General features: G+C 66.0%; 11 protein-coding genes. 9 read left to right on the top strand and 2 right to left on the bottom strand.

Annotated features, from left to right (window positions below):
* Positions 1-20 precede the first annotated feature (20 nt).
* Positions 21-554: a hypothetical protein gene (locus BV210_RS10050; RefSeq protein WP_077206540.1), complete on the top strand. Its 534-nt coding sequence runs from the start codon at positions 21-23 to the stop codon at positions 552-554.
* On the opposite strand, the gene BV210_RS10045 is transcribed toward BV210_RS10050, so the two are convergent.
* Entirely contained in the window at positions 551-1,087 is a 537-nt protein-coding gene (locus BV210_RS10045; RefSeq protein WP_077206539.1) for an HVO_2922 family protein, read from the bottom strand. The genes BV210_RS10050 and BV210_RS10045 overlap by 4 nt on opposite strands.
* Positions 1,088-1,159: 72 nt before the next feature.
* Between BV210_RS10045 and lpdA the strand changes: the two genes are divergently transcribed.
* Both lpdA and BV210_RS10035 read left to right on the top strand, forming a co-directional pair.
* On the top strand, positions 1,160-2,584 hold the full coding sequence (lpdA, locus tag BV210_RS10040; RefSeq protein WP_077206538.1) for a dihydrolipoyl dehydrogenase: 1,425 nt from the start codon (positions 1,160-1,162) through the stop codon (positions 2,582-2,584).
* A 99-nt stretch (positions 2,585-2,683) separates the two neighbouring features.
* Positions 2,684-3,628, top strand: coding sequence for a hypothetical protein (locus BV210_RS10035; RefSeq protein ID WP_077206537.1), 945 nt, complete (start codon positions 2,684-2,686; stop codon positions 3,626-3,628).
* A gap of 113 nt (positions 3,629-3,741) precedes the next feature.
* On the opposite strand, the gene BV210_RS10030 is transcribed toward BV210_RS10035, so the two are convergent.
* Positions 3,742-4,998, bottom strand: a complete 1,257-nt coding sequence (locus BV210_RS10030) for an RNA-guided endonuclease TnpB family protein (RefSeq protein ID WP_157525959.1) — start codon at positions 4,996-4,998, stop codon at positions 3,742-3,744.
* A 260-nt stretch (positions 4,999-5,258) separates the two neighbouring features.
* On the opposite strand from BV210_RS10030, the gene pheA reads away from it, so the two are divergent.
* From pheA to leuS, 6 genes are all read left to right on the top strand, one after another.
* Positions 5,259-6,071, top strand: coding sequence for a prephenate dehydratase (gene pheA / locus BV210_RS10025; RefSeq protein ID WP_077206536.1), 813 nt, complete (start codon positions 5,259-5,261; stop codon positions 6,069-6,071).
* Positions 6,072-6,138: 67 nt separating this feature from the next.
* Positions 6,139-7,455 (top strand): methyl-accepting chemotaxis protein, encoded by a 1,317-nt coding sequence (locus BV210_RS10020; RefSeq protein ID WP_077206535.1) that lies wholly within the window; start codon positions 6,139-6,141, stop codon positions 7,453-7,455.
* A 73-nt stretch (positions 7,456-7,528) separates the two neighbouring features.
* Positions 7,529-7,957, top strand: a complete 429-nt coding sequence (locus BV210_RS10015) for an Hsp20/alpha crystallin family protein (RefSeq protein ID WP_077206534.1) — start codon at positions 7,529-7,531, stop codon at positions 7,955-7,957.
* 37 nt (positions 7,958-7,994) lie between these two features.
* Positions 7,995-8,450, top strand: a complete 456-nt coding sequence (locus BV210_RS10010) for a peroxiredoxin (RefSeq protein ID WP_077206533.1) — start codon at positions 7,995-7,997, stop codon at positions 8,448-8,450.
* Positions 8,451-8,523: 73 nt separating this feature from the next.
* Complete coding sequence (locus BV210_RS10005) at positions 8,524-8,934, top strand: hypothetical protein (protein ID WP_077206532.1); 411 nt, start codon at positions 8,524-8,526, stop codon at positions 8,932-8,934.
* Between the two features lie 48 nt (positions 8,935-8,982).
* Entirely contained in the window at positions 8,983-11,907 is a 2,925-nt protein-coding gene (gene leuS, locus BV210_RS10000; RefSeq protein WP_077206531.1) for a leucine--tRNA ligase, read from the top strand.
* The last annotated feature ends 233 nt before the right edge of the window (positions 11,908-12,140 follow it).

The following is a 12,140-nucleotide window of genomic DNA, read 5'->3' as shown; positions in this document are numbered from 1 at the left end:
TCGCATTGACATCTTCCTCCGTGCCCTCCACACTCGATCCGAAACGACTGTTCGTCGAGACCGTCGCCGTGGCCGAGATCCTGTTGCTGTGGAGTTTCGTCGCCGTTCTCGCGGAGACCATGATGCGCGGTTACCGAGCGGCCGGGACCGTGGCGCTCGGTCTTCGGGTGGCCGGAATCGTGATGGCGTTCGTATACGTCGCCGCACGTGCGGACGCGCTCGCGGGGTCCCGACCGTGGGCCGACTGGCCGGGAACGGGCAGCGGACAGGTCCGCGAGAACTGGCGGGTTCTGCTGGCGGCCGCGCCCTGGGTCCTGGCCGCGGTGGCGACGCGGTTTCTCCCACCGCTGACCCAGTTCGGCGTGCCGCCGCTGTATCGAGCGGTCCTCGACCCGGTGGCGTTCGCGCTCACGGGGGCCGCAGCTGCGCCCGCGGTACTGTACGCGGTCGCGTTCGGAATCGCGTGGATACGACAGGGTCGACGAGATCGGAACGAGAGTTCCAGCGACGCCGACCGCTCGTCCGACGGAAGTAGCGCTGCGGCCGGCGACTAGTCCTCTAGCTCTACGTCCGCGCCCGGTGCGTTGCGCTGGACGCTCTCCAGCCCGTTCATCGCGCCGCGCTTGCGGTTGTACCCCTCACCGCTGTCGGCGACGATGTTGCCGTTCTGGTGGCGGAGCCGCCAGCGCCACTCGTCGGCCTTGTCCCGGAACACCTCGAAGGCGGCCTGCGAGTCGACCCGGCCGACCTCGCCCGGGGCGTTCGTGGGACTGGCCGTCGTGTCTGCCGCGTCCGTCGTCGGCGGGCCGTCGGTCCCGGCCGATTCGGTCTCCTCGGCCGCTCGCTCGTCGGCCGGATCCCACGTCAGTTCCACCCCCAGTTCGCGTTCCTCCGTCCCGTCGTCGGGCGTCCGCTGGCCCACCAGGAACTCGACGTCCATCTCGGTCGGGATGCCGACGTCGACGTCCTCCCCGGCCAGGGCGTCGAATCCGATGCCGGCTTCGAGGTCGTCCGCGAGCGAGCGCAGCAGGGCCGCGGTCGCCGCGGCGTCGCGGCGGTCGGTCCGCGAGAACAGTTGGTCGTCCATGGACGAAGGACGGGGCGACGACGGATAAAAGCCAACCCGCACACTCAAAGTCCGGGGGTGCGTTGCCGGCGTATGGTCGTCGGCGACATCGCGACTGGCACCGACGTACTGGTAATCGGCGCGGGCCCCGGCGGGTACGTGGCGGCGATCCGGGCCGCCCAGCTCGACCTGGACGTGACCCTCGTCGAAAAGGACGCCTACGGCGGGACCTGCCTCAACCACGGCTGCATTCCTTCGAAGGCACTCGTCTCCGCGACGGACGTGGCCCACGAGGCACGCACGGCCGAACACATGGGCGTCCACGCCGACCCCGCCATCGACATGGCCGGCATGATGGGCTGGAAGGACGAGGTGGTCGACCAGCTCACGACCGGCGTCGAGCGGCTCTGCAAGGGCAACGGCGTCAACCTCATCGAGGGGACCGCCGAGTTCACCGACGAGAACACGGCGCGGATCGCCCACGGCGGCGAGGGCCAGGGCTCGGAGTCGGTGGAGTTCGAGCACGCGATCGTCGCGACGGGGAGTCGACCGATCGAACTCCCCGACCTGCCATTCGACGGCGAGCGGATCCTCTCCTCGCGGCACGCCCTGGCGCTTGAGACGGTGCCCGACGAGTTGCTCGTCGTCGGGGCCGGCTACATCGGCATGGAACTGGCGACGGTGTTCGCCAAGGCCGGCAGCGACGTGACGGTCGTCGAAGCACTCGATCAGGCGCTCCCGATGTACGAGGCCGACGTGACCCGCGTGGTCACCCAGCGCGCGAAGTCACTGGGTATCGACTTTCACTTCGGGGAGGCCGCCGCCGACTGGAGCGAGCGAGAGGACGGACTGACGGTCGTCACCGAGGGCGAGGACGGAACCGTCTCGGAGTACGACGCGACGAAGGCGCTGGTGGCGGTCGGCCGTCAGCCGGTGACCGACACCGTGAACCTGGAGGCAGCGGGCGTCGAAACCGACGAAGACGGGTTCGTCCCGACGAACGACCGGGCACGCACGAACGTCGAGCACGTCTTCGCGGTCGGCGACGTGGCCGGTGAGCCGATGCTCGCCCACGAAGGCATGAAGGCGGGCGAGGTCGCAGCGGAAGTGATCGCGGGCGAACCGGCCGCGATGGACCAGCAGGCGATCCCCGCGGCGGTGTTCACCGACCCCGAGATCGGGACCGTGGGGCTGACCGAACGTGAGGCCGAGGAGGCTGGTTTCGATCCGGTCGTCGGGGAGTTGCCCCTGCGCGCGTCCGGGCGGGCGCTCACCCACGACGACACCGACGGGTTCGTCCGGATCGTCGCCGACGGGGCCGACGGGTTCGTCCTCGGCGCCCAGATCGTGAGTCCCGAGGCCTCCGAACTGATCGCCGAGGTCGGCCTGGCCATCGAGATGGGGGCGACGCTGGAGGATCTGGTGGCGACGGTCCACACCCACCCGACGCTCTCGGAGGCGGTGATGGAGGCAGCCGCCAACGCGATGGGGGCGGCCATCCACACGCTGAATCGCTGAGCTGTCGGCCGCTGACAGTCGGCCTGCGGGTGTGTTCCGCGGTCACAGCCCGTCACAATCATCGAATATATTTTATGTTGTAGCGTACACGAACGGTACATGGAACAGACACGTCGGCGGTTTCTCACCGCCAGTGCTGTGGTGGGTACAGGTGCGCTCGCAGGGTGTAACGCGGTCACGGACGCCATCCCGTTCGTCGGCGGCGGTGGACTGGGCGACTACCAGCAGTGGGCCTATCCGGCCGACCAGTTCAATCAGGACGCCGACGGGATGAGCGTCAACGTGACGAATCAGCAGGCCATCTACGAGAACCGGAAGTCGTTCTACCCGAACACGTACAGAGCGCTCAGGGGGACCTACAGTACGGTCGGCCTGATCGGACGGGACGTGAGCATGGATCTCAGGCTCCCCCAGGGGCGCGTCCTCAAGGGATCCTACGATACGAGCGAGGTGGTCGCCGAACTCGAAGACGACACGAACACCGAGTTCGAGAGCGACGGGAACTACAGCGGCTACGAGGTGTACGTGCCGTCGGACGCGGACACGGTCAGACAGGCAGTGGCCGTCGCCGACAGCGCCATCGTCTTCGGACAGCGCGTCGAACCGCCGTTTGGCTCCGACTGGGACGCTGTGTCGGCCACGGACGTCGTCGAGGGAATCATCGACACCAAGGGCGGCAACGGGACACGCGCCACGAGCAACAACGACGATTTCTCGACGCTCGTGAACACGCTCGACAGTGGAACCAGTATTAGCGCCGAGACCCGGAGCGACGAGGTCAGTTCCGACCAGGCCGACGCCGAGTCGGGCATCTTCGAGGGGCAGGTGGCGAACGGCGAGTCCCTGTCGGTCAACGGCGACACGACGAAACGCCAGTGGGTGTTCGTCTTCAGCGGCGAGGGCGACGTGAACACGAGCGACCTCAACGACTGGATCGAGGCCAACGACAACAGCGGTACGTTCGCCCGGGCCCGGAACGTGAAGGTGGAACAGAACGGCCGCGCAGGCGTCGTCACTGCCAAGTTCGACACGTACAGCCTGTGACCTCCTCCTCGCCGTAAACGGAGAGGGAGCGAAGCTCCCTCAAGCAGTCGGGCGTAGCCCGACGACGGCGAGGCTTCCCGAACCGCACCGCAAGCGTTGGGATATTTGCCGGTCTACGGGTAGACCTGTTCTTGAGGGGCTACTCTCCCCGTCGATGTATCGAACAGGCGCACCGAAGGCTGGGCCAGACAGCCGTTACTCCTATCCTCAGCAGGACTCGGAGTTACCGTCGCCCGCATATTCTCCGCCGCATTCAGGTCGCTATTAGCGACCAGTTTGCAGTTCTCACACACGTACAAGCCACGCTCGACACGGTTCGAATCGGCTTTCATCCCGCACGCACAGCAGGTTATCGACGTGGCTAACTCGTACTCGTCAACACGCTCTACCTCGATACCACGTTCTTCAGCCTTGTACTCGATGTGACTCAGCACCGTTTCAAACGCCCAATCGTGCAGACGCTTGTTCCCGTGACGACCCCAGTCTTCATTCGCACGAATGTCCTTCGGATGTCCAACCGCTATCGTCTCCACGCCACGGTCTGCACATTGCTCTACGATGTCTTTCGAGAGTGCGTGCAGGAAGTGGGTCTGCCGCCGTGATTTCTTCTGGCGTGCCCACTCAGCATGGGTGCTGGGACCGTTTTCTCCTTCCGTATCGTATTCTTCCTGGCGGAAGTAGTGGGCGTCCTCCTTCAAAGCGTTCCCCGGATACAACAGCGTCTCGTCACCAACAGAGACAGCCGCCGTGTTGCAGATACCGAGGTCAACACCAGCCGTCTTCTCGCCAGACAAGTCAGTGGCGTCAATGGCAACTTTACAGACAAAGTGCAGTTCCCACTGCTCACCGGTCCAGACGATGCGGACCTGTTGCACGTCTTCGACGGCAGTCAGGTCTGCGTCTGGACCGGTATCGTATTCGCAGAGGATGAAGTCACTCCAGCCGTCTTTCAGGTTTTGCCCTTTCGATAGTCGGACCTGCTCGTGTTTGGTGTCGAGTTTGAAGCCGTCTTCTTTGAACGTGATTGTTGAGCGTGGTCGTTGGTCGCCGTGTTTGCGGTAGCCCGGTGGGTTGGCGTCTGGGTTGTCTTGTTCGAACCAGGACTGGAAAGCGCCAGCCAATTCTTCGATGATTGCCTGGCTTGATTGGGCGTTCAAATCTTTCCAGCACGGTTGGTTCTTCATGTAGGACTTAAGCGGTCCTTCATCGGGTATCTCACCGGTTTCGTCCCAGATGCGGCCAGCAGTCCACCGAGCGACGTTCCAGATTTTACTGCCGGAACGAGCGAGTGAATCAAGGTCACACACGACACTCTCACGGTCGTTGGTGAGTGCAGCTGTAATGGTGCGGGTCGTGACCAGATTCACCATACATAGCCTATGACAGCACAATGACTTAATCTTTCGGTCGGCGTGGAATATCCTGCTGGGAGGAACAATGTCGGCTGGGTATCGAAGGTTACGCGATTCACTCCCGCCCTGTTCGGTCCTCGGTTCCGACTAAGCGTCGGAACACTCGTCCCTCACGGGAAGGGCGGGATTCTCTCGCTGAATCAAGATATCGTCGAGCGGCCTCGACGAGCCGGGTGACACCACGACGCTTTTTACCGCTAGCAGCGAAGCCGTCGCCGATGAAGGCACTCACGCTCGGTCCGGCGGGGACCTACTCACACCGGGCCGCGACGGCCGTCGCCGACGAGGTCGCCTTTTCCGAGTCGGTGACCGCCATCGTCGAGTCCGTCGCAGCGGGCGAGTACGACCGCGGGGTCGTCCCGGTCGAGAACAGCATCGAGGGCAGCGTCACCGAGTCGCTCGACGCCTTCGCCGAACACGACGTGGCGGTCGTCAGGGAACTGATCACGCCCATCCGCCACGCCCTGCTCGCCCAGGGACCGGAGTTCGAACTGGTCGCCAGCCACGCCCAGGCGCTGGCCCAGTGCCGGGACTACCTCGACGCCGAGTACCCCGACGCCGCTCTCGAAGCCGTCGCCTCGACCGCCCGTGGCGTCGAGCGCGCCCGCGAGGACCCGTCTGTCGCGGCCATCGGCCACCCCGAGAACGCGACCAACGGCACCGATCTGGAGGTGCTGGCCGAGGATATCCAGGACCAGTCCTCGAACGCGACCCGTTTTCTCGTCGTCGCGCCCGAGAGCGAGCGCTCCGAGGGCGGCGGCAAGACCTCGCTGATCGTCTACCCCAACGTCGACTACCCCGGCCTCCTGCTGGAGATGCTCGAACCGTTCGCCGAACGGGACATCAACATGACTCGCGTCGAATCCCGTCCCAGCGGCGAGCGGCTGGGCGACTACGTCTTCCACATCGACATCGCGGCCGGCCTCTACGAGGACCGCACGCAGGCAGCCCTCGACGAGATCGATGCGATCGCCGAGGACGGGTGGGTCCGCCGGCTCGGATCCTACGACACCGAACACGTGGTCGAGTAACCGCGTTATCGCGATCGATAACCTCGCCGAAACGTTCAGGCACGGGGTGTGAGAACGTCCGGCAGAGATGTCAGAGCAACAGCGGCGCGGGGAGGCAGCGGGCATCTACGCCGACTTCGACGACGCCGAGATGAAGTGGGTCCGTGCGTTGCAGGACCTGCCCGTTCCGATCGTCGTCACGGACGCCGAGTCGAATATTCTCCTTTTCAACCCGGCGATGCAGAATCTGATGGCGCTCGATCCCGAACGCGTCCCGGAGATGGAGGGCCACGAGGTGTTCCGTACCGAGGAGACCCACGGGACGAAGACGACGACCGCCCAGCGGACGATGGAAAACGAGACCCAGATCAGAGGGGTCGAGTCCACACTGTTGAACCACGACGACGAGGAACGCCTGGTCCAGATCACGAGCACGCCGATGTACGACGCCGACGGCGAGCTCGCGGGCTCCGTGACGGCACTGCAGGACGTGACGGAGCTGCGCGAGACGGAGCGCCGCCTCCAGGAGAGCCAGGAACAGGTCGCCGAGCGGCTGACCGGCGTAATCTCCCGGCTGGAGACGGTCGCGGGAGACGTGGCCGACAACGCGGCCGACATCGAGGACCGGGCGATCGAACAGGACGACCGACTCGACGAGATCAGCGCGGAGATGGAGTCGCTCAGCGCCAACATGGAGGAGATCGCGGCGACGACCGACGAGGTGGCCGAGACGGCCGCGAGCGCACGCGAGGCCGCCCGCCGCGGGCAGGAAGCGGGTGCGGAGGCCGAGGCGGCGGCCGACGACATCCTCGCGACCAGCGAGAGTCTGGAGGCGACGGTCGGCCGGCTGGCCGAGCGGATGGACGACATCGAGGCGGTCGCGGAGATCATCGCCGACATCGCCGAGCAGACGAACATCCTCGCGCTGAACGCCAACATCGAGGCGGCGCGGGCCGGCGAATCGGGCGAGGGGTTCGCCGTCGTCGCCGACGAGGTGAAAGACCTCGCGGACCAGACCCGCGAGCACACCGAGGAGATCGGCGACGAGATCGAGGCGATCACCGGCGAGACCGACCGGACGGTCGAGGAGGTCGAGCGCGCACACGACCGCGCCGTCGAGGTCAGTGATCGCGTCAGCGAGACGCTGGGTGCCCTCGAGGAGATCGTCGAACACGTCGCCGACGCCGCCGACGGGGCCGAGGAGATCGCGACGGCCAACGACGACCAGGCGGCCCACATCGAGGAGGTGACGGCGTCGGTCGAACAGAGCGCCACGGCGGCGACCGAGATCCACGAGACCGCCACCGAGACCGCCGACCTGACCGAGCGCCAGCACGACATCGTCGAGGAGGTGCGCGCGGCCGTCGACGACCTCTCGGAGGACCTCGCCGAGGGAAGCGAGTGACCGGCGGGTGGCGACCCTGCGGTCGCCGACAGACAATTTTAGCAGGCCGTCGTACTCCCGGTGGGGTGAGCCCATGAATCGACAGAACCCATTCGAGGAGATCGACCGCCTGTTCGACCGGATCAGCAGCGAATTCGGTGACTTCGAGCCCGGAGCGGGACTGGGTGGGAGCGTCGCCGTCGACGTCGCCGACACCGGGGAGACCTTCGAGGCCACGGCCGACGTCCCCGGCTACTCCAGCGACGACATCGACGTGACGCTGCCGGATCCGCGGACCGTGCGGATCGCCGCCAGCCAGGAGACGACCAGCGAGGAGGGAGGCGAAAGCGAAGACCAGCAGTTCATCCGCCAGGAGCGGACCCGTCGCACGATGAGTCGGACCGTACCGCTGCCCGACCGCGTCCGGACGGAGGACGCCGAGGCGAGTTACGACAACGGCGTCCTGACCATCACGCTCCCGAAACAGGAGGCCGGTAGCGGGACGGACATCCCGGTGAACTAGCACAACGAACTTCCCGCCGGCCGTCGAACCGCCGGGTATGCTCGAATCGGGCGATCCGGCACCCGACGTGACGGCGCGGAACCAGCACGGCGAGACCGTCTCGCCGACGTTTTCGGACCCGACGGTCGTCTACTTCTATCCCGAGGACGGGACGCCGGGGTGTACCACCGAGGCCGAACAGTTCGCACGGGAGCGCGAGAGCTACGACGACGCGGGCGTCACCGTCTACGGCGTCTCGACGGACGACGTCGAGTCCCACCGCGCGTTCGCCGACGAGACCGGCGTCGAGTTCGACCTGCTGGCCGACCCCGACGGCGAGGTGGCGGCGGCCTTCGGCGTCCCCCGGGACGCGCCCGGCCAGTCGACGCCGCGAACGACGTTCGTGCTCGTCGACGGGACCGTCGAGCGCGTCCTGACCGGCGTGAACCCCGACGGCCACGCCCGCGATCTCCTGCTCGAACTGCTCGACGATGGCGTCGTCACGCTCGATTGAGGGGGTCGGCGACAACAGAAGTAGGTTCGCTGGAAGTTTTTTTACGATAGGACATCGAAACGGAAGGTAATGGGTGACGACCAGCGAGGGAGAGACGATGCGTGACGAGGAGCCCCCCGGGGAGCGAAGCGGGAGTCGGGTCGGGTCGCCGCGTGCGGACGGCATCCGGAACGAGGTGTTCAGGGCGCTGGCCCACACTCGTCGCCGCCGCGTGCTGGCGTACCTCCGCGACGAGCGGCGCGCGGTCCCGGTCGAACACGTGGCGACCTACGTCGCCACGGCCGAAACGACGGGCGATGCGGACGCCGCCTACACCGAAGTCGAGACCTCGCTGTACCACGTCCATCTGCCGAAACTGATCGACGCGGGACTCCTCACGTGGGTCGAACCCGACCGGCGGACCGCCGTCGAGTTGACGACCCTCGGCGCGGAGTTGCCACCCGAACTCGAGTGGGTTCCCGCCGACCTGCCGGGCGAGGACTGACTCGGCAGATAGGGAGTTCTTTTAGGCTGGCAGGGGGAACCGACACGTATGGATTACGAGCCTCAACGACTGGAGGCGGAGTGGCGCGAGCGCTGGGCCGAGGCGGGGCGGTACGAGGCCGACCCCGGTGAGGACACCGAGCCCACCTTCATCACCGTCCCCTACCCCTATCCGAGCGGCGGGATGCACATCGGCCACTGCCGGACCTACACCGTCCCCGACGTGTACGCCCGCTATCGCCGGCTCCAGGGCGACGACGTCCTCTTTCCCATCGCCTGGCACGTCACCGGCACGCCGATCATCGGTGCCGTCGAGCGCCTGAAGAAAGGCGAGGAAGATCAGCTGTCGGTCCTGCGAGATACCTACGACGTCCCCGAGGACACCCTCGAGGACCTCGAAACCCCGATGGGCTACGCCCGCTACTTCATCGAGAACCACTACAAATCGGGGATGAAACAGCTGGGGCTCTCCATCGACTGGCGGCGGGAGTTCACCACCAACGACGAGCGCTACTCGAAGTTCATCACCTGGCAGTACGAGCGGCTCAAAGAGCAGGGGCTGCTGGAGAAGGGGCTCCACCCCGTCAAGTACTGCACCGACGAGGAAAATCCCGTCACGACACACGACCTCCTGGAAGGCGAGACCGCCGAGTTTCAGGAGTACACTCTGGTCAAGTTCGAGGGCGACATCGGTGGCGACTCCGTGATCGCCCCGATGGCCACCCTCCGCCCTGAAACCGTGCGCGGTGTCACGAACGCCTACGCCCACCCCGACGGCGAGTACGTGCGGGCCGACGTGGATGGCGAAGCGTGGATCGTCTCCCGTGAGGCCGTCGAGAAACTCGAACTGCAGGAACGCGAGATCGAGATACAGGACGAACTCACCGGCGAGGACCTGATCGGCGAGACCGTCACCAACCCCATCACGGGTGAGGAGGTCCTGATCCTGCCGGCGACCTTCGTCGACACCGACAACGCCACCGGCGTCGTCATGTCGGTCCCGGCCCACTCGCCGGACGACTACCTCGCGCTGCAGGAGGCAAAGGCCGACGACGAGCGGATGCGCGAGTACGGGATCGACCCCGCCGACGTGGCCGCCATCGAGCCGATCCCGATCCTCGACATCGAGGAGTACGGCGAGATCCCCGCCCGGACGGCGGTCGAGGCGGCCGGCATCGAGTCCTCCGAGGACCCCGAACTGGAGGACGTGACGGCCGACCTCTACCAGGCCGAGTTCCACCAGGGGATCATGCACGAGGACTACGGCGAGTTCGCGGGCATGACCGTCGAGAACGTCCGCGAGGAGTTCCGCGATCACTACCAGGACGAAGGCGCGTTCGACGAGATGTACGAGTTCACCGAGGACGTGGTCTGTCGCTGTGGCGGCGACGTCGAGGTCGCCAAACAGGACACCTGGTTCCTGCGCTACAACGACGCCGAGTGGAAGCAGAAGGCCCACCGGGTGCTTTCCGGCCTCGAGACCATCCCGGAGAACACCCGCGACCAGTACGACCACACCATCGACTGGCTCAACGAGTGGCCCTGCATCCGCAACTACGGGCTGGGCACCCGCCTGCCGTGGGACGACGAGTTCGTCATCGAACCCCTCTCGGACTCGACGATCTACATGTCCTACTACACCGTCGCCCACCGGATCGAGGACGTCCCGCCCGAGGACCTCGACCCCGACTTCTTCGACGCGCTGTTCTACGGCGAGGACGCCGTCGACGACCCCGACGAGCGCGCCCTCGACCTCCACGAGGAGTTCGACCACTGGTACCCCGTCGACTGGCGCTGCTCGGGTAACGACCTCATCAACAACCACCTGACCTTCTTCCAGTTCCACCACGGCGAACTGTTCTCCGAGGACAACTGGCCCCAGGGCATCACCATCATGGGCATGGGTCTGCTCGAAGGGGAAGCGATGTCCTCCTCGAAGGGCCACGTCGTGTTGCCCTCGAAGGCAATCGACGAGTACGGGGCCGACACCGTCCGCTTTTTCCTGCTCAACTCCGCGGAGCCGTGGCAGGACTACGACTGGCGGGACGACCTCGTGGGGAGTACGCGCGATCAGCTCGAACGGTTCTGGTCGCGAGCCGAGGAGGTCATCGACTACGACGTCGAGGAGATGGTGGAGATCACCCTCGAAGTCGACGGCGAGGAGACGACCGACGTGGCCATCGACGAGGAGGCACGGCCCGAACTCGAACACGTCGACCGCTGGCTGCTCTCGAAACTGCAGGGCACGATCCGGGAGGCCACCGAGGCGATGGACGGCTTCGAGACCCGGACGGCGAGTCAGGCCATCTTCTACAGCTTCGAGGAACACCTGAAGTGGTACCGGCGACGGGCGGACCTCGACCGGCCGGGCGCGAAGTGGACGCTCCGAGAGGTGCTCCGGACGCGACTGCGCCTGCTCGCGCCCTTCGTGCCGTTCATGGCGAACGAACTCCACGAGCGGTTGACCGGCGAACCCGCCGAGGACGCCGACTGGCCCGAGCCCGACCCCGAGTTCGACGACGAGGGCGTCGAGCGCCGGGAACAGTTGGTCGAGTCTGTCACCGACGACATCCACGACATCGTGGACGTGACCGGAACGGACCCCGACACGGTCCGGGTGTACGTCGCCGCCGACTGGAAACGCGACGTGTTCGAGACCGTTCGGGAGACCGGCACCGACGTGGGCGCGGTCATGGGCCAGGTCATGGAGGACCCGGACCTCCGTGAGAGAGGCGACGCGGTCAACGACCTGGTGCAGGACCTCGTGGAACTGGTCCGCGAGCGCGACGACGAGGAACTCGCCGCGATGGCCGACGTCGACGAGGGGGCCGTCTACGCGGACGCCGTGGCCTTCCTCGAATCCGAGTTCGACGCGACCGTCGAGGTCTACGCGGAGGACGACCCCGACGCGGTCGATCCCGACGGGAAAGCCGACAGCGCCGTCCCGTTCCGGCCGGCGATCCACCTGGAGTAGGTCTCGTACCACGAGCCCCGCTCGCCCGTGGTCACGGTCGCGGTCGCCGAGTCCGGCCACCACATTGGCCCGCCCGACAGCGGCCACCACCCCACAGCGTGTCGTGCAGTGGTCGGCGCACTTGCAGAGAACCCGTGGAGAGTTTCTCCCACAGAATAGTCGGGATATGGTGGCAGGGTATATGTCCTGAAACGTTAATTCGTGGCAGATTTATCAGAAACTACCCAATAGAT

It is taken from the genome of Halorientalis sp. IM1011 (assembly GCF_001989615.1).
In the GTDB taxonomy this organism is placed as follows: domain Archaea; phylum Halobacteriota; class Halobacteria; order Halobacteriales; family Haloarculaceae; genus Halorientalis.
The sequence above is the reverse complement of the archived record's forward strand: the minus strand, read 5'-3'. Positions and strand labels throughout refer to the sequence as shown.